Origin of the sequence: Qipengyuania pacifica, from assembly GCF_019857205.1 — a bacterium.
Lineage (GTDB): Bacteria > Pseudomonadota > Alphaproteobacteria > Sphingomonadales > Sphingomonadaceae > Qipengyuania > Qipengyuania pacifica.
In genome coordinates, this window is the sequence record NZ_JAHWXO010000001.1 from 325,397 (window position 1) to 349,327 (window position 23,931).

Annotated in this window: 23 protein-coding genes and 1 pseudogene; 14 read left to right on the forward strand and 10 right to left on the reverse strand. The window is 58.5% G+C overall.

Annotation, left to right across the window (positions count from 1 at the left end; translation table 11 throughout):
• Nucleotides 1-167 precede the first annotated feature (167 nt).
• Both KYK83_RS01745 and KYK83_RS01750 read left to right on the forward strand, forming a co-directional pair.
• Entirely contained in the window at nt 168-509 is a 342-nt protein-coding gene (locus KYK83_RS01745) for a non-heme iron oxygenase ferredoxin subunit (protein ID WP_222826964.1), read from the forward strand.
• A 247-nt stretch (nt 510-756) separates the two neighbouring features.
• Nucleotides 757-885: pseudogene (locus KYK83_RS01750) on the forward strand (transposase); the annotation flags it as partial.
• Between the two features lie 7 nt (nt 886-892).
• On the opposite strand, the gene KYK83_RS01755 reads toward KYK83_RS01750, so the two are convergent.
• Nucleotides 893-2,035, reverse strand: coding sequence for a tyrosine-type recombinase/integrase (locus KYK83_RS01755; protein WP_098106031.1), 1,143 nt, complete (start codon nt 2,033-2,035; stop codon nt 893-895).
• 876 nt (nt 2,036-2,911) lie between these two features.
• Between KYK83_RS01755 and KYK83_RS01760 the strand changes: the two genes are divergently transcribed.
• A complete protein-coding gene (locus tag KYK83_RS01760) occupies nt 2,912-3,190 on the forward strand; it encodes a hypothetical protein (protein ID WP_222826965.1) in 279 nt (92 codons plus the stop codon).
• Between the two features lie 563 nt (nt 3,191-3,753).
• On the opposite strand, the gene KYK83_RS01765 is transcribed toward KYK83_RS01760, so the two are convergent.
• From KYK83_RS01765 to KYK83_RS01790, 7 genes are all read right to left on the reverse strand, one after another.
• Nucleotides 3,754-4,596, reverse strand: a complete 843-nt coding sequence (locus KYK83_RS01765; RefSeq protein ID WP_222826966.1) for an ABC transporter six-transmembrane domain-containing protein — start codon at nt 4,594-4,596, stop codon at nt 3,754-3,756.
• Between the two features lie 629 nt (nt 4,597-5,225).
• Complete coding sequence (locus KYK83_RS01770) at nt 5,226-6,002, reverse strand: sulfite exporter TauE/SafE family protein (protein WP_103023867.1); 777 nt, start codon at nt 6,000-6,002, stop codon at nt 5,226-5,228.
• A 7-nt stretch (nt 6,003-6,009) separates the two neighbouring features.
• Entirely contained in the window at nt 6,010-7,242 is a 1,233-nt protein-coding gene (locus tag KYK83_RS01775) for an NAD(P)/FAD-dependent oxidoreductase (protein ID WP_248284191.1), read from the reverse strand.
• Between the two features lie 24 nt (nt 7,243-7,266).
• Nucleotides 7,267-7,680 carry a protein tyrosine phosphatase family protein gene (locus KYK83_RS17190; RefSeq protein WP_248284192.1) on the reverse strand — a complete coding sequence of 138 codons (414 nt, stop codon included), beginning with the start codon at nt 7,678-7,680 and terminating at the stop codon, nt 7,267-7,269.
• Nucleotides 7,680-8,096, reverse strand: a complete 417-nt coding sequence (locus tag KYK83_RS01780) for a DUF6691 family protein (RefSeq protein WP_222826967.1) — start codon at nt 8,094-8,096, stop codon at nt 7,680-7,682. Before KYK83_RS01780 ends, KYK83_RS17190 begins: the two co-directional genes overlap by 1 nt.
• Nucleotides 8,096-8,542, reverse strand: a complete 447-nt coding sequence (locus KYK83_RS01785) for a YeeE/YedE family protein (RefSeq protein ID WP_222826968.1) — start codon at nt 8,540-8,542, stop codon at nt 8,096-8,098. The genes KYK83_RS01780 and KYK83_RS01785 overlap by 1 nt, the downstream gene beginning before the upstream one ends.
• Nucleotides 8,539-9,468, reverse strand: coding sequence for an MBL fold metallo-hydrolase (locus KYK83_RS01790; protein ID WP_222826969.1), 930 nt, complete (start codon nt 9,466-9,468; stop codon nt 8,539-8,541). The genes KYK83_RS01785 and KYK83_RS01790 overlap by 4 nt, the downstream gene beginning before the upstream one ends.
• Nucleotides 9,469-9,542: 74 nt before the next feature.
• Between KYK83_RS01790 and KYK83_RS01795 the strand changes: the two genes are divergently transcribed.
• From KYK83_RS01795 to KYK83_RS01845, 11 genes are all read left to right on the forward strand, one after another.
• Entirely contained in the window at nt 9,543-10,211 is a 669-nt protein-coding gene (locus KYK83_RS01795) for a peroxiredoxin (RefSeq protein WP_222826970.1), read from the forward strand.
• Nucleotides 10,208-10,546 carry an ArsR/SmtB family transcription factor gene (locus KYK83_RS01800; protein WP_222826971.1) on the forward strand — a complete coding sequence of 113 codons (339 nt, stop codon included), beginning with the start codon at nt 10,208-10,210 and terminating at the stop codon, nt 10,544-10,546. The genes KYK83_RS01795 and KYK83_RS01800 overlap by 4 nt, the downstream gene beginning before the upstream one ends.
• Nucleotides 10,547-10,975: 429 nt before the next feature.
• A complete protein-coding gene (locus tag KYK83_RS01805) occupies nt 10,976-12,601 on the forward strand; it encodes an FMN-binding glutamate synthase family protein (protein ID WP_222827148.1) in 1,626 nt (541 codons plus the stop codon).
• Nucleotides 12,598-13,572, forward strand: coding sequence for a mechanosensitive ion channel family protein (locus tag KYK83_RS01810; protein ID WP_222826972.1), 975 nt, complete (start codon nt 12,598-12,600; stop codon nt 13,570-13,572). The genes KYK83_RS01805 and KYK83_RS01810 overlap by 4 nt, the downstream gene beginning before the upstream one ends.
• A 63-nt stretch (nt 13,573-13,635) precedes the next feature.
• The gene (locus tag KYK83_RS01815) at nt 13,636-14,442 is read left to right on the forward strand and encodes a class II glutamine amidotransferase (protein WP_222826973.1); all 807 of its coding nucleotides are present in this window, start codon (nt 13,636-13,638) and stop codon (nt 14,440-14,442) included.
• Nucleotides 14,443-14,492: 50 nt separating this feature from the next.
• Nucleotides 14,493-16,208: a thiamine pyrophosphate-dependent enzyme gene (locus tag KYK83_RS01820; protein ID WP_222826974.1), complete on the forward strand. Its 1,716-nt coding sequence runs from the start codon at nt 14,493-14,495 to the stop codon at nt 16,206-16,208.
• A 67-nt stretch (nt 16,209-16,275) separates the two neighbouring features.
• Nucleotides 16,276-16,677 (forward strand): hypothetical protein, encoded by a 402-nt coding sequence (locus KYK83_RS01825; RefSeq protein WP_222826975.1) that lies wholly within the window; start codon nt 16,276-16,278, stop codon nt 16,675-16,677.
• Nucleotides 16,678-16,852: 175 nt separating this feature from the next.
• Nucleotides 16,853-17,743 carry a cytochrome ubiquinol oxidase subunit II family protein gene (locus tag KYK83_RS01830; protein WP_222826976.1) on the forward strand — a complete coding sequence of 297 codons (891 nt, stop codon included), beginning with the start codon at nt 16,853-16,855 and terminating at the stop codon, nt 17,741-17,743.
• A complete protein-coding gene (locus tag KYK83_RS01835; RefSeq protein ID WP_222826977.1) occupies nt 17,740-19,845 on the forward strand; it encodes a cbb3-type cytochrome c oxidase subunit I in 2,106 nt (701 codons plus the stop codon). Before KYK83_RS01830 ends, KYK83_RS01835 begins: the two co-directional genes overlap by 4 nt.
• Nucleotides 19,842-20,468 carry a cytochrome c oxidase subunit 3 gene (locus KYK83_RS01840; RefSeq protein WP_222826978.1) on the forward strand — a complete coding sequence of 209 codons (627 nt, stop codon included), beginning with the start codon at nt 19,842-19,844 and terminating at the stop codon, nt 20,466-20,468. The genes KYK83_RS01835 and KYK83_RS01840 overlap by 4 nt, the downstream gene beginning before the upstream one ends.
• Entirely contained in the window at nt 20,465-20,836 is a 372-nt protein-coding gene (locus KYK83_RS01845) for a cytochrome o ubiquinol oxidase subunit IV (RefSeq protein WP_222826979.1), read from the forward strand. Before KYK83_RS01840 ends, KYK83_RS01845 begins: the two co-directional genes overlap by 4 nt.
• A gap of 55 nt (nt 20,837-20,891) precedes the next feature.
• Here the strand turns inward: KYK83_RS01845 and KYK83_RS01850 are convergent, their stop codons facing one another.
• Both KYK83_RS01850 and KYK83_RS01855 read right to left on the reverse strand, forming a co-directional pair.
• Nucleotides 20,892-21,575 (reverse strand): DUF4396 domain-containing protein, encoded by a 684-nt coding sequence (locus KYK83_RS01850; RefSeq protein WP_248284193.1) that lies wholly within the window; start codon nt 21,573-21,575, stop codon nt 20,892-20,894.
• A 41-nt stretch (nt 21,576-21,616) separates the two neighbouring features.
• On the reverse strand, nt 21,617-23,920 hold the full coding sequence (locus tag KYK83_RS01855) for an FdhF/YdeP family oxidoreductase (protein WP_222826980.1): 2,304 nt from the start codon (nt 23,918-23,920) through the stop codon (nt 21,617-21,619).
• Nucleotides 23,921-23,931 lie beyond the last annotated feature (11 nt).

Genomic DNA, 23,931 nt, shown 5'->3' on the forward strand with positions numbered 1-23,931 from the left:
AGGATTGACTGGAGACTCGAAGAGGGTTTTGCCGATAGGGGGCACCTTGCCCCCCCCCCCCGCTTTTAGACCGAGGTCGGATCCATAGTTTGTTCAGCTTCGTGCTGAAATGAGACCATGCGGCTTCCACTAGCAATGCGCTCACCGAGTTAAGATAAGGAAAAAACGTGTACGTTGACGTATGCAGAAGTGACGACTTAGCGGATGGCGAGGTTCTGCGCTTCGAGCCTGACGGTTTAGACGAAGCCCTGGCAGTCTGTAAGTCCGATGGTGAATTTTTCGCGGTTTCAGATAAATGCTCTCACGGAAACTGGAGTTTGTCGGAAGGTTTTCTGGAGAACTGTCATATTGAATGTGTGCTGCATGGTTCAGCATTCGATCTCAAAACTGGTTGGCCGGATAAGCTACCGGCGACAAAGCCGGTGAAAGTGTTCGACACTAGGGTCAGAGACGGCGTGGTATCGGTCGATATTTCCTCGGGCAAGGCACGGGAGAAACCAGGCTCCTGAGCAAAATTCCTTGCTCGCTGTCACATGATTTAGATATGCCGAGCTGGGCACTGGTAGAGTGCTCAATCTGATCATGCTTAATGATCGGCTGTCGGCAGCAGCATTGTGGAGATTTACAGCGCTACTCTGTCAATTCCGAAACGAACCTCGCAAGCTATTCGTTCATCAATGCCATGTCAGTCGTGACGTGCTCCCCTGAAATGTGACCGCAAATTGGTAGAGTCCGACGCGAAGGAGTCGGACGCAAATGAAGCGAAGCAGGTTTAGCGGAGAGCAGATCATCGCGGTTTTGAAGGAGCAGGAGGCGGGGATGCCGACGGCGGAGGTATGCCGCCGCCATGGGATCAGTTCGGCCACGTTCTACAAGTGGAAGTCTCATCCACTTACATTTGACCTAGGAACTCTGCCCACACAACCATCAAGTCGCGCCGCTTGTCGAAGAAGTCGGTGCGGCGATAGGCGGCTTCAACCTGGTTGCTAAGCTTGTGCGCCAGTGCCTTGTCCGCGACCTCCTTCGGGAAGTCGGTCTTCTCTGCTGCCCAATCGGTGAACGCGGAACGGAAGCCGTGGACGGTTGCACCCTTGATCCCGGCATCGCGCAGTAGCTTGGTCATTGTCATGTCGCTGATGGGTTTCTCGCCATTATTCGAGAACACGAGGCCAGCGTCGCTCGTCCGCAGTTTCCAGCGCCGACGCAGAATCGAAACCGCTGCCTTAGAGAGCGGCACGACATGCGTTTCCTTTGCCTTCATGCGCTCGCCGGGGATAGTCCAGGTTGCCTTGTCGAAATCGATCTCGGTCCAGACGGCCTTGCGCGTCTCGCTCGACCGCACGGCGTTGTAGATCGTGAAACGCAGGGCATCGCGGCCCGTGGTGGGTGATGCGGCCGCCAACTCCTTCATGAACGCTGGAATGTCGGCATAGGGCATGGCCTTGAAGTGCTCGACCTTGTCGGTCTGGCGCGGTAATCCTTTGCGGACTGAGCGCAGCGCAGCCTCTTCTTCACGCCATCCCTTGATATGCGCGAAGTCGAGCACGGCACCGATGCGCTGCAAGATCTTGCGAGCAGTATCGGGGATTTCGAGCCAGATCGGCGTGAGCACCTCGACGACGTGGGTGCTGTCCACCTGATCGACGGGCTTCCTGCCGATCAGCGGGAAGACGTGGTTTTCCATGCTGGAAATCCAGTTGCGGTAGTTCTGGTTCTTCCAGCCGTCCTTCAACGCCTCGTAGCATTCGCGCGCTGCGGTTTCGAAGCTCGGCACCACTTTGCGCGACTTGCGTCGCTCGGCAACCGGATCGATCCCAGAGCGAACCTGGCGGCGCAATGCGGCTGCGGCGTCCCGCGCCTCGGTCAGCGTCACATCGAGCGCCGATCCCAATCCGTAATCGCGCCGCCTGCCGTTATGCTGCATCCGCAAGACCCAACTGCGGGAGCCGCTTTCCTTCACGAAAAGACACAAGCCACGGCCATCAACGTAGCGACCGGGCTTGGCGTTCTTCACCTTCAATGCTGTCAGTGCCATAGGTTATACACACCATAAAAATTGTTCCAACTTTCGACCCCACATGATGATCGAAATGCAGGCAATCGGGGGCGATCAACCGTGAACACGGTAGAAGACAAATCCCTGATTTTACAGAGTAGTTATGGACGTCCCGACACTGTCTGCGACAGAAGTTTTAGCAATGTCGGGTGCGCCATTAGCGGAAATCCTCAGAACTCTGGGGTTTTCGAATTCACCCGACAGCAATGTGATGGGCACCTAATGACAGCTTCGGGGCCGGAAGTGGTCAGTCGGCTGACAGAGGGAAAAGGGCAAAAAGCAGAAACGATGGGAGCTACCGCCCCCCTCGGACATGCTGACCGTGACCGTGAGGCAAGTTAAACACAACCGTGAGGGTTACCTCCCCTCCGCAAAGCGCTCTCATTTCGGTCATTTGCCCAACCGCCCACCGCACCCGAAAGCGGGCGTAGCCAGCGGATATTGAGTGATTTCAGCTTTTGGTGCCTCCCGTCCGGCCTCTGGGTGTCGCAATGGGGTGGAAAACTGAGGTTAGTCGAATACGAGGCTATCCCGTCCTCTACCTCTTTACCCCGACACCATGAACGCGAATTATGATTTCCGGTGTCCACCTGAGAAGGCGCATTCAATTTGTAAACCAACTAAATTTGCTGTCGATATTACCGAGGGAAGCAAACTCTGTGTAAACCGCGTTCAGTAACATCGAGTCCGTTTTTGGACTTTAGCCTTGGATTGTGCTTTGATGCTTTCGCTAATTAACTCTCTAGTCGCAACGCTTTGATAATTGTGCGCAGGGATATTGATCGGTGGAGGATGGAGGTCGCAACACATGCTCAAACTCAATAACCAAATGCACTTATAAAGGCACAGACCTTGTTGAGTATGGCGTTGGCTTTTGGCGTATCAGAGTGTGTCAGCCGCGAGGGATCGCATTCCGATGAATATGATGCGGGTTTCGCACATCGCTATGCAGAAGGAGGAACTGAATACGAAGCTAAGATCGTCGCAGCGCAAAAAGCGCTGAAAGCAGCAGGTATAGATGTGTCGATTCCACGACCACCAGCGACGAAGAAATCAATCCAGCGCGTCCATGTTGCTCACGCTGGCCAAGTCGACTGTTCAAAAGATCTGCCGATTGCCTGGCATGCCAAGTAGAGCTTCGCCTCTTAAGATCAGGAATGCATCCATGTTGATGCAGACGCCATGCTTCGATTCTAGCAGTTAGATATGGCCAAGAGTTAATCTGCCATGTTTATTCGTCATCCGACCAAGGACCAGCTCCTACCAGACGATGTCGAACTAGAAGCTGGTTGGATCAGGCACGATGGGTCACGACGCGTAGCATCGGAGAGCTACCATCCATTAATCCTGTTGCGTGACGGCACGATCTTCAGACCGATTTCTCCACTTCCGAACAAATGGGCAGCATTTTACAAAATGTGTCGCTGGAAATGGGAAGGCTGCGCTCCAAACGCTTTCGACGTCATAGCATACCAATTATTCCAGGAAAGTGGTCGCTAAGGCAGGTTGCTGATCGCGGGACTACCAATATCTGCGATTCCAAGAACTCAGTGGAAAACCCAGAGCCAGGCGCGAAGTTGACGGTCTGGTTTTTAGGCTACTTCGTTCGAGTAGCGCATGACCGCGATTGGGGTGGAAAGCGGACGACCGTTTTTTCTGGAAAGCGTCAATTGTCGGGCCCGGATCGCAAATTCAAATCAAGCGGCAGCGGATGCAAGCCGCCGATCTAGATCTCTGAGCTTCGCGGATTTCTGGATCAGGATGGGTGCCTGATCGAGGCTTTCCACGAAACGCCAAAGATATGAGAACATCGCGAAGACATCACCCGCCTGCGGCCTCTCCTGAGCGGTTCCCACTTGCCAGAGGGCGACGACGAAGAGAACGATAACGAGCATTTCCATCATGCCAAACGCAGTTGCCTCAGCATCTGAGAGCTTAATCCGCCAGCCTGCCAACGCTTCGAAGTGACGCCGGACTCGGCTTTCATTGCCATTCGAAAGCAGCCTGACCTCGTGCTCGAGGCGGTTATTCAGGCCTTTGTTCAGAACAGCGGACCTTCGCCCCAGCCAACTGCCGACAAGAAACAATGGACCTCCAAGCGCGATGCAGACGACGGCGAGCAACGGCTCCAGAAACAGAAGCGCGGACAACGATACGGTCAATGCTATGGAGGCATAGAGGACCCGAGGCACGTCCTCTTCCAGAAAGACCGTGTATTCGCGGGAAAGCGCGACGCGAGCAGCAACGCGGGCTGGGTCAAGCCCAGCAGCTCGAGATCGGGCAACGACGCTGCAAGCGAGTGCACCATAAATTCTCGTGAAAACCCGCGTGTCGTATCGCTTAGATGCAACTGTCAGTATGAGTTGCGCGGTGTGGCAGCCGACAAGCCACAGGACCGCTTCGTATTCACCGGCCAGAACGCCGTTGATGGCGAAGCCAGTCGCCAAAGGATAGAGCAAGGCGGCAATCATGCCGCTGGCGGTAAGACAATATGCAGTGAAGAGGCGTCCGCGATGGACGCGCGCAAGTTCGAGTAACATCGGAAGTCTCGATGATCGGAAATGGAGAGGCCGCACGGATGAACGAGCGAGTTCAGTCGCTTGGTTGCGCCGCTAAGCGGCGAATGTTGACCTGACCATTTCGACCTCGGAGGCTATTCCAATCTTTCTGATGGATACTCGGATCCATGAGGACGAGCAACGAAATTTCGAATGGCAATTGTTCAGCAGGCAACGACTGCTTTCAGGTTTCAGATCGCGAAAGAATGATGTCCACAATCGGGTCGTTAGCTGAACGTCCGTTTCGCGTGGTCGAGAGGCTGAAAGCAGACTGTCCGGAAACGGCCCAATTCCCGACACAAGGCTTGGGCCGGATAAAATGGCAGCTTTTGGGCCGGTTGGAGACTGTCCGCTTTTGGCGAAGGCACACCGCTAAGCGGACTATTGGAAATCCCACAATGCTGCCGCGTCTCCACTTTATCGGGAGCTACTTGCGGGCGACAAGTAGGCGCGCAATTTCGGTCCGGCCGCTCGGAATCTGAAGGGTGTAACTTCAGCGGTAAGAGGTCTTTTCGGATATCCTGATCTCGCGGCAACTCTCGCAAATGCTTTTCCCCTACGCGATCAGAGCTTCGATCTCATTCAGCGGGCATCTTTACGAGAGATCGCGGTCATAACGCGTTCCAACTCTTCCAGAGCATATAGATTGCCACCACGAAGATGAGACCAGCGAACACTGTTTTGAGTTGGCCGCCGCCCGACAATCTTTTCGCCAGCCGCGTTCCAAAATATCCTCCACCGATACCGCCGAGGATGAAGACAGCTGCCAACGCCCAATCGACTAGCCCGGACAGCGCATAGTTCGCCGCCGTAGTGAGCCCAAAGGCCGTGACGGCGATCAGACTTGTTCCGACCGCGTTGATCATGACCATATCGGTCGAGGCAATCAGGCCCGGAACGATCAGGAAGCCACCGCCAATGCCGAAAAATCCACTGAAAGCGCCTGTGCCCAGCCCATATCCAAGAACCTTGGGCGCGTTGCGGCGATTGCACGCAGCCCCCGGCGTGCCTTCCGCCTTGCGGCTGCGGAGCATGAGCGCGCCGACCACGATCATCAGGAGAGCGAACAGGAACAGCAGCTTCTGGCCGTCGAAGTTCTTCCCCAGTGTCGATCCAGCCAACGCGCCGACGATGCCTGCGCCTGCATACATGAAGCCGCACCGCCACCGTACATTATGGTCGCGGGCATGCTGCAATAGGCCAGTTGCGGCATTGGCAGCGACGGCCAGCGCACTTGTGCCGATGGCGACATGCGGGCTGTTCACACCCACCAGATAGACCATCAGTGGAACGGCAAGGATCGACCCACCGCCCCCTACAAGCCCGAGCGTAAAGCCTACCAGCGCGCCCGAAAGTGCACCGAGGCCTAGATGCAGGGTGTCGATCATCCCCGGGTTACGCCGCCTGTTTCATTTGCGGCTTTGCCAGCCACTCGTGGCCCTTGAGCATGCCGTTCCAGTAAATCCACGGCAGCGCTTCAGACTTCAGAAGCCAGCTCAGCTTGCGCGGTCGCGTGCCGTCGATCAGCCATTTCGGGAAACTCGGCAGAAGCTTTCCGTCATATCCGAATTCGGCGAGCACGATTTTGCCACGCTCGACCGTCAGTGGGCAGGAGCCATAGCCATCGTAGTCGGCCACGGGCTGCTTTGCATCGAGCTGTGTGAGCGCATTGACCGCCACGATCGGTGCCTGCTTGCGCGCGGCGGCCATCGTCTTGGCATTCGGTGTCGATCCTGCGTCTCCGAGGCCGAAAACGTTAGGATAGCGAACGTGCTGGAGCGTTAGTTTGTTGACATCGACAAAGCCGCTCTCGGCATTGGCGAGGGGACTGTCGGCGACAAACTGCGGAGCAACCTGCGGCGGAACCGCATGAAGCATGTCGAATTCGACTGTTTCCTCACCGGCTTCGGTCTTGAAGACTGCTTTCTTAGCGGGGCCGTCGACCGCGGCGAGCGTCTGGTTGAGTTTGAGGTCGATGCCGTATTTCTCGACATATTCCATAAGTGCCGGGACGTATTCCTTCACCCCGAACAGGACGCCGCCAGCATTCCGGAACTCGACGTCGATGTCGCCTAGCAAACCGCGCTCCAGCCATGCATCACACGACAGATACATGGCCTTTTGCGGCGCGCCTGCACACTTGATGGGCATAGGCGGTTGGCTGAAGATCTCGCGGCCCGATTTGAGGTTGCGCACCAGCTCCCAGGTGTAAGGTGCAAGGTCATAGCGATAATTGGACGTGACGCCGTTTTTGCCGAGCGCCTCCTCCAGACCGTCGATCTTTTCCCAGGCAAGCCGGATTCCCGGAGCGACGATCAGAACCCGGTAGGTGATCGTAGTGCCGTCCGCGAGAGTGACTTGGTTGCTTTCGGGCTGGAAGGAAGCGGCGGCTTGCTTGAGCCATTTTGCCTGCTTCGGCATCACGCTCGCCGTGGTGCGGCGCGTGGCAGGTGCGTCGAAAACGCCCCCGCCGACCATCGTCCAGCCGGGCTGGTAGTAATGATCCTCGCTCGGCTCGACGATGGCGATGTCGAGCGATGGACGCCGCTTGAGCATCGATGATGCAGTTGCGATCCCTGCCGAACCGCCTCCGATGATAACGACTTCGTGGTTTAGGCTTCGGGCCATGACAAACTCTCCAATATGTTTTCGTTATTCGCCGAGCCGATCGCGCAAGCCGGAAAGATCGTAGCCGGCGCGCTGTGCGCGCTCGATGCGCTCGTCAGCACTTTCATTCTTGATGTTGGCGAGTGCATCGAGCGTGATGGAGCGCGTGCCGGTCCGGCAGAAGGCAAGCACCTTGCCGTCCGCTTCTCCGCGGATCTTGGCGAAAGCCTTGATCGCAACCAGCGGAAACTCGCCCCCCGAGACCGGGATATGATGGAAGTCCAACCCGGTGGCTTCGGCGGCGTCTTGCAATGATGCGACCGTGGGCTGGTTCGGCTCTTCGCCGTCCGGCCTGTTGCAGATCACACCCTTAAATCCAGCATCGGCAAGCCCGCGCATGTCGCTGGGTTTAAGTTGAGGAGAGACGGCGAACGTCTCGCTTACATGTGCGAGCTTCATCACGATGCTCCTTCAAAAAGCCGGACAACAGCCATGCCTGCAAGCATCGCAACAACGAATATCGCGGCCGCTGCAGGTTCGATCACAAGAGCAGCAATTCCAGGGCCCGGACACAGTCCGGCAATTCCCCAGCCAATACCGAACAGGGCTGCCCCGCCTATAAGACGAGGGGTGAGATCGGATTTGGTCGGCAGGTGAAACTCTTCGGCAAAAATTGGTTCGGCCAGGCGCGGCACGATCCGCCACGCGATCGCCATGACGATAACGGCTCCGCCCATCACGAAGGCCAGCGTGGGATCCCAGTCTCCGAAGATGTCGAGGAAGCCGCGCACGCGGGCTGGGTCGGTCATACCGCCTAGGGCCAGCCCAGCGCCGAAGAGGACGCCGGAGACGATCGAGGTGAGAGCGATCCGCATCACAACACCTCCAGTCCGAAGGCGTTCATGATCGCGACGGTCGCAATACCCGTGGCCATGAAGGTCACAGTGGCGGCGATCGATCGCGCCGACAGGCGGCTGACGCCGCAAACCCCGTGCCCGCTGGTGCAGCCGCTGCCGAGGCGCGTGCCGACGCCCACAACCAGACCCGCAATCGCCAGGACAACCGGGCTGGCGAAGGTGGCGTTAATTCCGCCCGATGCCAGCACCACGATCAGCGCCCCTAGCGGCAGGCCGATGACGAACATCCATGCGCCGCCGCTTGCAATGCCGCTGCCGCCGAGCCCGACTGCCTTCGCAGCCAGGCCGGATACGCCGGCGATCCTGCCAAGGCCGAGGAGCATGACCGCCGCAGCGAGGCCGATCAGCACTCCGCCCACCAGTCCGGCGAGGGGTGCGGCTTCAGGAAACCCAGGCAATGTCATACGGCGTTGACCGGAATCTTGATGTAGCTGACGCCGTTCTCCTCGGGGTCAGGCAGCCGCCCACCACGGATATTCACTTGCACCGAGGGCATGATCAGCTTGGGCATGGAGAGAGTCTTGTCGCGGTCGGTCCGCATGGCGACGAAGTCCTGTTCGGTGACGCCATCCTTCACATGCACGTTCTCCTCGCGCTGCTGTTTGACCGTGGTCTCCCAGCCATACTCATCACGGCCCGGCGCCTTGTAGTCGTGGCACAGGAACAGTCGTGTCTCGTCCGGAAGGGAAAGCAGCCGACGGATCGAACGGAACAGTTGTCCCGCGTCACCGCCGGGGAAATCGGCGCGTGCGGTCCCGAAGTCCGGCATGAGGATGGTGTCGCCTACGAACGCGGCGTCACCGACAATGAACGCCATATCTGCAGGCGTGTGACCGGGCACGTGCAGAGCGATGCCCTCGAACTCGCCGATCCTGAACGTCTCGCCATCCTCGAACAGCTTGTCGAACTGCGATCCGTCGCGCTCAAAATCGGTGCCCGCGTTGAAGAGCTTGCCGAATACCTCCTGCACGCGGATGATGTCACGTCCGATGGCTAGCTTCCCGCCGAGCCGTTCCTGAAGGTAAGGTGCGGCCGATATATGATCTGCGTGGGCATGGGTCTCGACTAGCCAAGTCACTTTCAGATTATTAGAAGTGACATACTCGATCATGCGGTCAGCCGAACCGTTCGCGGTCCGGCCGGAGGCTGCATCGAAGTCCAGCACCGAGTCGATTATCGCCGCCTCACCCGTCTTGGGATCGTGAACGACATACGACACGGTATTCGTCGCTTCGTCGAAAAAGCCCGCAATAGAGGGGCGAAGGCGTTTGTCAGCCTGCGCGCGTTCGATCTGTGCGGTGGCGCGATTGAGGTTTCGATCGCCATCCATAACTTCACCTCCAATCAATTACATAAATTGATTATATGTGTTGTCATTGGTCTGTCAAGTGGTATGGGGGACAGATGACAGAGACGTTGAAAGCTGATGCCGGGCGCGCAGCGCCTTGCGCCGGGCTTCGCATCGGAGATGTGGCGCCAGACTTTTCGGCACGAAGCACGACGGGAGATGTCCGCCTTTCGGATTACCGGGGGCGATGGCTGATTCTGTTTTCGCACCCGGCCGATTTCACGCCGGTTTGCACGACCGAGTTCGTCGCCTTGGCTGAGGCGGCAGGCGAGTTCGAAGAACGCGACTGCGCATTGATGGCGCTTTCTGTAGATAGCCTGTTCTCGCATTTCGCGTGGCTGCGGCTGATCCGTGACCGCTACGAAATCGAAGTGCGCTTCCCGATCTTGGAAGATCCAACGCTGGTGATCGGCCGGGCCTACGGAATGGTGGCGCCGAACGATAACGACAGCGCGACGGTGCGGACAACGTTCTTCATCGACCCGAGCGGGGTGATCCGCGCAATGACCTGCTATCCCGCTAATGTCGGCCGTTCGACCCCGGAGATGTTGCGGACGCTCGACGCTCTTCAAGCTGTCGACGATGGGCCGGTCCTGGCGCCTGCAAACTGGGCACCCGGAGAAGCCCTGTTGGCTCAGCCCGACGCATCGCTGGATACTGTATTCTCCGCCAAAGGTCAGACCGATTGGTTCATGAAGGAAACCAAGCGAGGGGCTAGCAAATGACCGAAGATGAGTTGGTCGAAGCCTTAAAGGCGCTCGCGCATCCAGTGCGCCTGCGCATCATGAAGGCGCTGTCCGGAACTGAACGCAATGTCGGAGAGATCGACGACGCAGCCGAGATTGGCCAGCCCACACTTTCGCAGCAACTGGCGGTCCTTCGCCACGCGGGCCTGGTGAAGACCCGGAAGGATGCCAAGCTTGTATATTACCGGATTGATGATGACAGGCTTTCGAAGGTTGTCGATGCGGCGGGCGGGCTTGGCGGGCCGTCTCCCGCACCGATACGCCGCTCACGACAGCCGGCACCGGGGGTGGCCAACTTTGCCAAACTGGGGTGAAGCTATTTTTCGCTAGTTGAAGGTATGCGTCACCTCCAACGACGAAAGGTACCGGCGCGAGCTTCTTACGCGAGAATGATAGGCGTTTTTGCGATCAGAGGATGGTCGTCCATCAATCGCGAGTTGCCGCACATAGCAAATTCTATCGAGACGGTGATTGGCCAAGTTTGTGGCGCAAAGCAGTATTACATCTGCCGTCTCACAGAAGTTTCCCAATAGTCTGAGTGCCCATCACTTTCATGCCGGGTGCGCCATGGGCCCAGCCGTGCATGCTGATTACCATTTTTGTGAATGTGGTACCGGCAAGCTCAACGCATTCGACGCCACCCTTGCCTCACCGAATGAGGAACCGTAGCGCGTCCTCCGCCTTTACAGATGGCGGTTGTGAACTCTACCGCTTGGCGGAAGAGCGAAAAAGGGGCGTTTGGCATGCTGGTGCGCGGATTGTTTGCAGACAAGGGCGTGGAGAGGAATCTCGGCTTCTGGATACCGCTCGCTCTTACAGTTGCTCTCGCTCTTCTGGGTACGCTGATTTCCAAGGGGTTTTACTGGGGCTTCGTCGTTGTTGTCCCCCTGTTGCTCATAGCGCTGTGGGATATGGTCCAGACCAGCCATTCGTTGAGGCGAAACTATCCGCTGAGCGCCCGTTTTCGCTGGCTGTTCGAAGATCTTCGCCCCTTTCTGCGTAGTTACATCGTCGAAGGCCCGCTGGATGGCCGCCCGTTCGACCGCGTCGCCCGCTCGCTTGTTTATGCACGTGCGAAGCATCAGGAAGATGCCCATCCCTTCGGGACCGAACTGGACGTCTACTCGGAAGAATACGAGGCGCTGTGCCATTCCATCAATCCGAACCCCCAAGCACCAAAGCGGACGCGGGTTAAAGTCGGGACCGAACAGTGCAGCAAGCCGTATGATGCGGCCCGGCTCAACATCAGCGCGATGAGCTTCGGCGCGCTTGGCAACCACGCGATCGAGGCGCTCAACATGGGCGCGAAGATCGGCGACTTCTATCACGACACCGGCGAAGGCGGGCTGTCACCCTATCACCTCAAACATGGCGGCGACATTGTCTGGGAATTGGGTTCCGGCTATTTCGGTGCCCGCAGCGACGACGGTAATTTCGATCCGGAAAGCTTCCGCGACAAGGCACAGCACGATCAGGTGAAGATGACCGAGATCAAGTTGAGCCAAGGAGCCAAGCCTGGCCATGGCGGATTGCTGCCGGCTGCCAAGGTTACCGAGGAGATCGCCAAGACGCGCCAGGTGCCGGCCAATGAGGATTGCCTGTCACCTCCTGGTCATTCGGCATTTTCGACACCGAGGGAAATGCTCGAATTCGCAGCAAAAATGCGCGAGCTTTCCGGCGGCAAGCCAGTCGGCATCAAGCTTTGTGTCGGCATGCCGCACGAGGTTTTCGCCATTTGCAAGGCGATGCTCGACAGCGGTATTTATATCGACTTCATCGTCGTGGATGGTGGGGGTGGCGGGACCGGGGCGGCGCCCCTAGAGCTGTCCGACCACGTGGGACTGCCACTGCGTATTGGGCTCCATTACGTCAACAATGCACTGATCGGCACAGGCCTCAAAGACAAGATCAAGCTGGCTGCATCAGAAAAAGTGTTTTCCGGTTCCGCCATTGCCATGAACGCAGCGCTCGGCGCAAACTGGTGCAATGCGGCGCGGGCTTTCATGTTTTCGCTCGGCTGCGTCCAGTCGCTACGGTGCCATACAGGGACCTGCCCGACGGGCGTTGCAACAAGTTCGCCAGCACGCCAGCGGGGGCTCGTCATTCCGGAAAAGGCGCAGCGCGTAGCCAACTTCCAGTCGAAGACGCTCGACAGCCTGCACGATATCGTTGTTGCGTGCGGCCTGGAATCGCCGGACGAATTCACGCCGCAGCACTTGCGTCAATGGAAGAACAATGCCGAGATGATCCCGTGGTCGCAGATCGTGCATGAGGTTGAGCCAGGCAAGCTGTTACATGAGCCGGAAGATACCGCTTTCGCTGAATATTGGCGGATGGCCGATCCCGATACGTTCAAACCGGCCACATGATATTTCCCTTGTCGACGAACTCTCCCTCGCCGACCCCGACCGCATCGCCGTTGCCCGAATCTGGCGAGGCGTCGTGGCACTGGCTGACCGATCTGACGCACTATCTTGATCCGACCTACCTGTGGGGCGCGGTTGGGCTCGGTATCGTGTTCATTGCCATCGGCATGATGTTAAGCTGGATCGTTCGCCGCACGCTCAAGACGGTCATCGATCATGATCCGAACGAGCGGATCGACCGGATGACAGTCAGCTTCATCCAGCATCTCGGAACCTTCATCATGTGGATCGTTCTCGCGCTGATCTTTTCACATGTCGTTCCGTCTCTCAACAAGGTGACGACTTCGCTGCTGGCGGGCGTCAGTATCGTTTCGGTCGTCGTCGGGTTTGCTGCGCAATCGACGCTGGGCAACCTCGTGTCCGGAATAAGTCTCGTTATCTACAAGCCCTTCAGACGGGGCGACCGCTTGCAGCTGACTACGCCTACCGGGGTAGAGACCGGTATAGTGGAGGACCTGTCGCTCGGTTACACCGTGCTTCGAACCTTCGACAATCGGCGGATCGTATTGTCGAACGGAACGATCGCCAACCAGATCATGATCAACCTGTCTTCGGTCGATCCGCGGGCGATGCTCTCACCGACGATTTCCATCGGTTACGATTCCGATATCGAGAGGGCGCGGGCGGTCGTGATGGAACTGGCGCAGGGGCATGACGATGTCGTCGAGGTTGTGGGTTGCCCGGTGGTCAATCTCGGCGGATCCAGCGTGGACCTATCCCTGCGGGCCTGGTGTGCCGATTCCTCTACAGCCAAAGCGGTTGAATATGACCTGCTGGAACAGATCAAGAAGCGCTTTGACGAGGTGGGTATAGAAATTCCCTATGCTTATCAAAATGTCATAGTGAGCGGGGCGATCTCAGCACGAGCAGAGGGCGAAAGCGCGTTGCCTTCCGGTGGCCCGATGAAACGATAAGCCTGTTTGGAATAAGCGTCACTTGGCGCGAATTTCCACGATCGACGAATTGGAGAGGTATCGATGTGTGAACTGTTTGCGATGAGTGCATCTGTACCGCACACGGTCTGTTACGAGCTTGATCTCTTTGCGGCCGAGGGTGGCGAGAAGCATCGCAATCGTGATGGATGGGGTATCCTTTTTGCCCAGGATCGCGATGCCTATCTGTTCCGCGAGCCGAACCCTGCCGCCACCAGCGAACTGTCGCGGATGGTCGTTCGCCACGAGAAGCCTTCCAAGCATTTGATGGCGCACGTGCGCAGAGCGTCGTCGGGAAAGCCCGCATTGGCCAATACGCATCCGTTCGATCGAGTTGTGGAGGGCAAGCGCCATGCCTTTGCGCATAATGGAGATTTGCCGGGCATCGGGGAGCTTAAAGAAGCCCGCCAATGGATTCCCCACCGCATCGGCGACACGGATTCCGAATTGGCGTTCCTCATGCTGCTCGACCGGTTGCGCGCGGCAGGCTCGATCACAGCGGAGGCGCGGTTTGACGTGTTTGCGCGCTTTGCGTCGGAAATGCGCGAACTGGGAAGCTCCAACTTCCTATTTTTCGATGGCGAGCATCTGTTCGTTCATGCGGACCGACGCCGCTTTGAGACAAAGCACGGATTGACCGACCCGCGCGAGCCTGGCCTGAACATTCGCTATTTCGACGATAAAAACCTTGGAGACAGCTGGAATGCAGTGGGAGCGAAGATCGACGAAATATCGGGCCCCCTCTACCTTTTCGCATCGGTGCCCCTGGATCCGCAAGGTTGGGAACCTCTGCAACGTGGAACAGCTATTGTTCTAAAAGACGGGAAGATCGTTTCGCAGCGTGTGAGCTGAAGTCGCGCGCGTAAAGCAACCCGGACAGCCTATCTTCCGAGGGAATGAACATGTCGAAAAATGTGGCGCAGATCGTGGTGGACGCACTGGAGAAAGCAGGTGCGAAGCGGGTTTACGGAATTCCTGGCGATACGATCAATCATTTCACCACCGCCGTGGCCAAGAGCGATCTACGCTGGATCGGTGTCCGTCACGAGGAAGCCGGCGCTTTTGCCGCTGGCGGGGAATCCTACATGACAGGAGAGCTGTCGGTTTGCGCCGGCACATGCGGTCCTGGCTCGCTACATTTCGTCAACGGCATTTATGAAAGCCATCGCAACGGGGCACCGGTCGTGCTGATCGCGTCGGACGTTGCGCGCACCGAAAGCGGCTTTAACTTCCCGCAGGAAGTCGACCAGAAGAAGGTTTACGAGCAGCATTCGCATTTTTGCGAATATATCTCTCATCCTTCGCAGGCGCGCCGCATCGTCACCAAGGCGGCGCAGGCTGCGCTCACGAAAAAGGGTGTGGCTGTCGTCATCGTCAATGGCGACATGTTTACCGAAACCGATGATGATGCAATGGATTGGCAGGTCCACCGCCCGCATCCCGTTTGCCGCCCGAATGATTCCGAAATGGCCGAACTGGCTGCGCTGGTGGATGGCGCGGCCAAGGTATCCGTCTATGCCGGGATCGGCGCGCGCGATGCACGCGAGGAAATCATCGCCTTCTGTAAAAAGGTGAAAGCGCCTATGGTGCACACGACGCGGGCGAAAGAATTCCTCGAACCCGACAACCCGTACAATGTCGGCGTAAACGGCATTCTCGGTAACAAGGCGGGCGTTGAGGCGTTGGAAGATGCGGATCTTGTGATCACGCTCGGCTGCGACTTTGCCTATACTCAGTACTATCCAGACGCCAAAAAGATCGCCCAGATCGATATCGATCCTACGCATCTTGGGCGAAGATCCGCCATCCATCTCGGCCTTGTCGGAGACGCGAAGACAACGATGGCGGCCCTGGTGCCGCTGGTTGCGGAAAAAGTTGATGCGAGCCACCTGGAAGCGCAGCTCACACAGTGGCACGAAGACCTGCAAGGCTACGAAAAGGAAGGCGAGGAAAGCGATCCTTCTCTGATCCATCCGCAATTCGTGGCCAACATGCTCGACGATAAGGCAGCAGACGATGCAATCATCGTTTCGGATGCAGGCACGTCTATGGTGTGGATGCTGCGGCATGTGAGGGCCAACGGCAAGAGACGCTTTCTCAACACGTTGCTCCACGGCACGATGGCAAGTGGCATGCCGCAGGCGATGGGCGCCAAGCTCGCCTATCCCGACCGTCAGGTCATCGCGATGTGCGGTGACGGGAGCTTGACCATGCTGATGGGCGATCTGCTAACCCTTGTGCAGGAAGACGTCGCCCTGAAGCTTCTGGTGTTTCACAACAATTCCTTCGGCTTCGTCGAAATGGAACAGCGCGTCGAAGGATTGGTCGATCATTTTACCGGCCTACACAATCCCGACTTCGCCAAATTGGCCGAAGCCTGCGGATTTGCTGGATGGCACGTCGAGACTGCGGACGCCCTAGCGCCAGCGATGGACGCATGGCTGCGCCACGATGGGCCAGCCCTGCTGGATGTGAAGGTCAACCAGATGGAACTGGTCATGCCGCCGAAGATCGAAGCCTCGCAGGTTGCCGGGACGGCCCTGTTCGGGGTCAAGGCTGTGCTTGACGGCAGGGCGGGGGAAGTGGTCGATCTGCTCAGGAACAATTTCTTGCGGTGAACGCCCCAGCCGCTAACTTGGCGGCGACATTTAACGCGAGCATGCCTCGCACAGGACGGGAAAGACAATGATCCGCAACGTGAAATACTCGATACTTGGCCTGCCGCTGGTTTTTGCCCTCTCGGCTTGTGGCAGCCCCCAGGCACAGCAGGAAGAGCAGACCGAGGCGTCGACGCTGGACCAACCGGGTTTCGAAGACAGGTCGGCAACTTCGTCGGAAGCGCAATCCGAAGCGCTAACGCTTGCTCAACGCCTTGCGTCCGACAATCTGGACAGGGCCCAGGCTGCTGTTGCCCTGGAAGACCTTGATCGTTTGATCAACGACAACATCGTCGAATTCCCTGAAGATATGCGCGCAGGGCTGACCGAAGATGTTCAGTCGGCTCGTTCCGCTCTTGAAAGCGACGACATGGGCGGCGTGCAGGACGCGGCAAGCTCTATACAGAACAGGCTTTCTACAGCGAGCTGAGTTCGAGCATCGGATGCTAGCGCGGATGTGACGCATCGATAGTCAGCCTGGATCAGACCTCCCGGCTGCTGAATACAAGGTGGCTTTCCGGGGGCGATGAGTGGGGACGGGTTCCAAGTTCTGGATTAAGCTAGGGGCGATTGGCCTGTTCGCGTGTTTGGGTGCAACGTCGGCCATGGCCTCCAGCACCCTGCAGCAGAGCTTTCTCCAGCCCATGGGCCCGGTCGCCGAGGAGCAGTTTTCGCATCTGTTGCGTGTGGTGGGGATTACGATGATCGTGATCCTTCCGGTGCTGGTCGGCGTGCCCCTCATACTCTGGCGCTATCGTTACACAAAGCCACGCGGCGACTACACACCTGAGTGGGAGTTTTCGAAGAAGCTGGAATATGCCCTGTGGGGTGTGCCTGTTCTGGTCGTCATCGTCCTCGCTAGTTGGCTGTGGTATTCCACCGCAAAGCTCGATCCCTATAAAACCCTCGGCCCAGAGCCGCTGCAAGTTCAAGCCGTCGGGCTCGACTGGAAATGGCTCTTTATCTATCCCGAAGAAGGGGTTGCGACAGTCGGTGAACTGGCGGTTCCCGTCGGGCGGCCAGTAGAAATTACGCTGACGACAGACACGGTCATGCAAAGCTTTCTGATCGCTCCGCTTGCCGGACAGATCTACGCCATGCCGGGGATGACGACGAAGCTGAATTTTTCCGCCACTCGGGCAGGCGCGGCAGAGGGCGAAAACACCCAGTTCAACGGTAGCGGTTTCGGCCGTCAGAAATTCACTGTCCGCGCACTTGCCCCGTCGGATTTTGCGGTATGGGTTGCCGAAGGGGCAAGGGGGCCGACACTCGACGAACGCAGCTACGCTACCCTGCGCCGACAGTCCGTTCTGGCCGACGCGCGAACGGATCTGGGCCTCGAAAAGAGTGCGGAGCCGATCATGATGACGCTGGGACAGGAGGATGCGTTCCAGCAGATTATTGCCAAATATCACGGTCCCGGCGGAGCGTCTTCCGACGGACGTTGGGGGGGCACCGGCTTACCGCAAGCTGGCATGGCGGGGGCGGACAAGTGAGTCAGCAAACAAGCCCGATCTTCGGCAATCTCGACTGGAGCGTAACGCCCTACACCGATCTCTTGCGAGACGTGAACAGCAGCACAATCGTGGGTGCGGGTGCTGCCAGCGTGCTGGTGCTGGGCGCGCTCTTCGGGATCGTATTGCTGACCTGGATGCGCTGGTGGGGGCCGCTTTACCGCAACTGGCTGACCTCCGCCGATGCCAAGAAGATCGGTATCATGTATATCGCTCTGGCGCTCGTGATGCTGGCGCGCGGCATTATCGAAGGCTTCGTGATGCGCGCGCATCAGGCGACTGCGTTGGGCACGCTGGCGCAGCAGGAAAGCGGCTTGGTCGCTCCCGATCATTTCGCCCAGCTGTTTAGCACGCATGGCACGATCATGATCTTCTTCGTCGCGATGCCGCTGCTGATCGGCCTCATAAATTTCGTCCTGCCCCAGCAATTGGGCGCGCGCGACATGGCGTTCCCGGTGCTCAATCAGGTCAGCCTGGGGCTGACCGCAGTGGGCGCGGCGTTGGTCATGATCTCGTTGCTGATCGGCAAGTTCGGCACCGGTGGCTGGACCATGTATCCCCCCTATACCGGTCTGGATTTCAGTCCGGGCGAAGGGGTGGATTACTGGTTGTGGGCGATCCTGATCTCCGGCATGGGATCGACACTGACCGGCATGAATTTCGCCGTAACCATCTTCAAGAGCCGCGCGCCGGGCATGCATTTCATGCGCATGCCGCTGTTCTGCTGGACCAGCCTGTGCGTCGCGATCATGCTGATCTATGCGATGCCCGCACTCACCGTCTCGAGTGCGATGCTGGCGCTGGATCGCTATGCCGACTTCCACTTCTTCACCAATGATGCCGGTGGCAACATGATGAATTACGCCAACATCTTCTGGATGTTCGGCCACCCGGAAGTCTACATCCTGATCCTTCCTGCCTTCGGTGTCTTCTCGGAAATCAGCTCGACCTATTCGGGTAAGCGGCTTTACGGTTACACCTCGCTGGTAATTGCCAGCATGAGTATAGCGGTGATCAGCTTCACAGTCTGGCTCCACCACTTCTTCACCATGGGGCAGAGCGCGGGCGTAAACATCGCCTTCGGCATCGCGACGATGATCATCGGCATTCCGACAGGTGTGAAGATATATGACTGGATGGCGACGATGTGGCGCGGGCGTATCCGGGTGACGGCGCCGATCGTGTATCTGACCGGCTTCTTCCTGCTGTTCGTCATCGGCGGGCTGTCGGGCATCATTCTGGCCAACCCATCGATCGACTATCAGGTTCACAACTCGACATTCCTCGTCGCGCACTTCCACAATGTCATCATTCCCGGCGTGCTCTACGGCATGCTGGCAGGCATCCATTACTGGTTTCCCAAGGCTTTCGGCTTTCGGCTCAGCGAGAGGTGGGGGCGTCGCACAGCCTTCCTGTTCGTCGGTGGTTTCGTCTTCACCTTCATGCCGCTCTACGTATTGGGCCTGATGGGCATGCCGCGCCGCTCGCCGACGTTCCAGAACCCGGACTTCATGCCGTGGATGTATATTGCCGCCTTCGGTGGCGTTCTTATGCTTTGTGCTCTGGCCAGCCTCGCCTGGACTTTCTGGACCAGCTATCGCAACCGCGACGCTCTGGCGGTACCGGGGGGCGATCCGTGGAACGGCTCGACGCTCGAATGGTCGACCCCCGCGCCAGTGCCTGAATGGACCTTCCCGCGCATCCCGCATGTCACCGCGCGCGACGACTGGGGCGAATGCAAGCGCGCTGGCGATCCCTGGAGAGCCCCCGACGAGTATCGCGATATCGAGATGCCCGCCAATACGGCGCACGGCCTGCTGATAGCAGGCGCCTCCTTCGGCCTCGGCTTTGCGATGGTGTGGCACATCTGGTGGCTGGCGGTACTGAGCTTTCTGGCGATCCCCGCCATCGTAGCCTTGCGCGCCATGCGGGTGATCGAGCCCCGGATCGTCAAGGCAGCAGAGGTCGAGCTAGCGGACCGGCGGTTCCGCCAGCAAGTGGCCAGCTTCGCACCCGCAACTCGCGCCGATGAGGAAACCGAACGCAATCGCGGGGTCCCCGACCTTTCGGAGTTTGCCGGATGAGTGAAACCAATCTCTATCCCGGGCTGAACCTGGGCGACGGGCACGGGGAAGCGCACGACCAGGCCGAAACCACAGTGTTCGGTTTCTGGGTATTCCTGATGAGCGACCTCATCATCTTCGGCATCCTGTTCGCCTCCTATGCATCCTACCTCGATCCCATCGGAATGGCCGGGGGACCCGGCCCGCAGGACCTGTTCGATTTCAAGAGCGTCGCGATCCAGACGGCCTTCCTCCTCGTCGGCGGTGCCGCCTACGGGGATGTCTCGCTTGCTGTGAAATACGACCAGGGCCGCGGTAAAGTGGCTGCATGGTTATTGCTATGCGCTGCGCTCGGTGCTGGCTTCCTGTTTTTCGAGGTGAAGGATTTCATCACGCAGGCCGGGAAGGGCGGTACGCCGCAGGTCAGCGGCTGGCTCAGTTCCTACTGGACGCTGGTGGGCTTGCACGGCGTCCATGTTCTGTCGGGCATCTTGTGGATATTCGCGATGATCGCGCAGATTGCGACACGCGGTCTCGACGGCGTGGTGAAGGTGCGCCTTTCGATGCTGGGTGTGTTCTGGCATTTCCTCGACCTCATCTGGGTCGGGATCTTTTCCCTCGTATTCCTGGTGCCGCTCGCATGACCAAGCCCAACACCGGAGAGCTCGACCCGCAGGACAGTGCGGGCAGCGAAATCAAGAGCTACACCATCGGGTTCACGGCCAGCTTGTTCCTGACGGTGGGCGCGTTCGCTGCCGCGATGTCGGATCTTCCTCTGCGATGGAAGATCGCCTGTATATGTGCTGCGGCTATCTTGCAGATCGTCGTACACATGCGAAATTTCCTCCACCTCAGCTTCTCCGGCGGGCAGTCGAGAGAAGACCTGCTGCTGGTGCTGTTTTCGGCTACCCTGCTGGTCATCATGGCTGGCGGAACCTGGTACATCATGTCGGACCTCAGCGGCCGAATGCACGACACGGATGCGGCGATGCATGAAGTGCAGCCGCGTTGACCGCATCAGGCACTTGAAGCACGCAGTGGCTCATCGCCCAGCACCACCGGCGCAGTCACATTTCCTCTTTCAGTCCGGACCGGATCAAGAACCAGTTCGGGAAATAGGCTGAGGCAAACCCGGCCAGCATGGCCATCTGCATGGCGGCCCAGAAGACCGGACTTCCCGCATCGACTTTGTCACCGACAAATGCGGGAAACAGGATGAAGTGGGCAAGGCCCATCGAGCCGTACATCCCGACCTGCCAGCTTGTGAGCGACAGCACATCGGCTTTTGCAGCCGCCATTACGCCCTCGCCAACCGACAGGTCGCGCATCGGGGCGATTGCAAAATACTGAAACACGATGCCCGTCAGCAAGGCGAAGACATAGTCCATCGTCCAGACCGCGAAGATTTCCGTAGAGAATATTGTGCCTAACCCGAAATAGGCCAGCACGCCCGGGACGTAGTGCGCAAGGTTTTCGCAAATCAGGTCGGCAAGTGCACATCCGGCGCCGCAATGCAGCGTGCCTTTGGCGACTTTCGCGGCAAAGGGCGCATCGTCTGCGTGCGGCCCGGCATAGCGTCGATAAAACCAGATCAGTAAAGGGCCGGAAAAAAGCGCACATAAAGGCCAGACATAGCGCATCACGGCCATCTGCGGCGGATGACGCACCATTTCCCAGACCATGTAGATCGCGCAAGTCACACCCAGCAGCAAGAGGCTGCTGGCAATCGCCTCCGCCCATGGGGGGATCAAGCGCTCATCCTCACACTGATCGAGACGTATTCCTCTTTACGTCAAGCCACCTCAATCCGTACCGGGATCGACTTCGAGGCCGGCGTCTTCGAAATCTGGTCATGATGCGTGATCGGAACCAGCACGTTGCATTCGGGGTAATAGCCCGCGATCGTACCGCGCGGCAGCTTGTAGGCGACGAGCTTCAGCCCACCCAAATGCCTCTCGATGTCATCGCCGTCGTAATCGGCGACAAGGCGGACGCTATCCCCGTTGGAAAGACCGGCTTCGGCGATATCATCGGGGTTCATCAAGACGACATCACGCGTGCCTTCGATGCCACGGAAGCGGTCGGAATAGCCGTAAATTGTCGTATTGAATTGATCGTTCGAGCGCATCGTGAGCAGCCGGTAACGGCCCGGCTTGTCCTTGAAACCGAGAGAATCGAGTTGTGGCGGCGTAGTGATGACCGCCTTGCCGCTGTCGGTCTTCCAGATCCGCTCGGCGGCTGGATTCCCGCGCCAGAAGCCGCCCGGCTGGAACATCCGCTTGTTGAAGTCGCGAAAGTCGTCGGGGTAGGTCGCTTCGATCAGGTCGCGCACCAGCGAATAATCGGCCGTCCACGCGTCCCATTTCAGCTTGGGGTTTGGATCCAATGTGGCCTTGGCGATGCCGGCAACGATTTCCAGCTCGCTTTTCAGATGTGGTGAGGCGGCCGGACGGTGCCCGATCGATCCGTTGATCATCGAGAAACTGTCTTCGCTGGTAACGGCCTGGTTGCCGGTCGCCTGCTCGTCCATCTCGGATCGGCCGAGGCAGGGCAGGATATAGGCGGACTTTCCCGGAAAGAGATGGCTGCGGTTGAGCTTGGTCGATACCATCACGGTGATGTCCTGGCTGGACCAGCCTTCTTCCATGCGCTTCTGATCGGGAACGGCGCGAACGAGATTACCCCCGAGCGAAACGAACCCCCGCACACGGCCTTCGATCAGGCCCTGCACGGCGTCGACGATATGCATCCCGTCCTTGCTCGGCGGATTGAAATCGAACAGCTCCTTCAGCCTGTCGAGCGGGACCAGATGCGCCTTCTCGGCAATTCCGACGGTGCGCTGGCCTTGCACATTGGAATGGCCCCGCACCGGGCAACACCCCGTACCGGGCCGCCCGATATTGCCCTTCAGCAGAAGCAGATTGACCATCATTGCGATGTTGAGCGCGCCATGCGTGTGCTGGGTGAACCCCATGCCATAGACGCCGATCGTCTTTTCGGATTCGATGTATATTTGAGCCGCATCGCGCAAAGCCGCCTCGGTGAGACCGCTCGCCTGTTCGATATCCGCCCACTTCGTGTCGCGGCAGCAGGCGATGAATTCGTCGAAGCCGGTCGTATGCTGCTTGATGAAGTCATGGTCGATGACTTCATGGGTTTCCGCAGCCTGTGCCGCATCGTCGGCCTCGACCACGACTTTGCAGAGGCCGAGGATCGCCGCCACGTCTCCACCGGACTTGAGCTGGTGGTACTGGTCCGAGATGATGGTTTCCTTGCCGGTCATCATGGCCAGAGGGTTCTGCGGATCGATGAAGGAAACGAGCCCCTGCTCGATCACCGGGTTGAACGTGACGATCTTACCACCGCGATCTTTCAGATCTTTCAGATTGTGGAGGAAGCGCGGGCTGTTGGTGCCTGGGTTCTGGCCGAAATAGAAATAGCAGTCGGTTTCGGCCAGATCGTCGAAGGTAACGGTGCCGACCGGAGACCCGATCACCTTGGTGAGCCCCACCGAAGTCGTCTCGTGGCACATGTTCGAACTTTGTGGCAGATTGTTGTTGCCATACGCGCGCGCCAACAGGGCGTAGAGATAGGAAGCCTCCAGCCCCGCATGGCCGGAAGCGTAAAACACCACGTCGTCACGCGGCAGGTCGCGTAGTGTCGCGCCGATCTGGGCGAAGGCTTCGTCCCAGTCGATCGGGACATACCGGTCCGACGCGGCATCGTATTTCATCGGGTGGGTCAGGCGGCCGGATTTCTCCAGCTCGTGATCCGACCATTCGCGCAATTCGGTCACTGTGTGGCCGTCGGCAGAAAAGAAGTCGGGCGTGCAGCGATCCTTGGTCAGCTCCCATAAGGTCGCCTTCGCGCCGTTCTCGCAGAACTCGAACGCTGAATAATTGGCCGGCTTGGGCCAGGCGCACGATACGCACATCACGCCCTTGGGCTTGTTCAACCGCCTCAATCCGTCAAGCGCGCCGGGTGACGCCCAGGTTTCGCCATAGATGCTCGCGATACCTTTCATCGAACCCCAGCCGCCGGCAGGACCGGGCGAATGAGGAAGATCATCGGTGGATTTTGCGGTATCGTCGGCCATCTGGTTCTCCT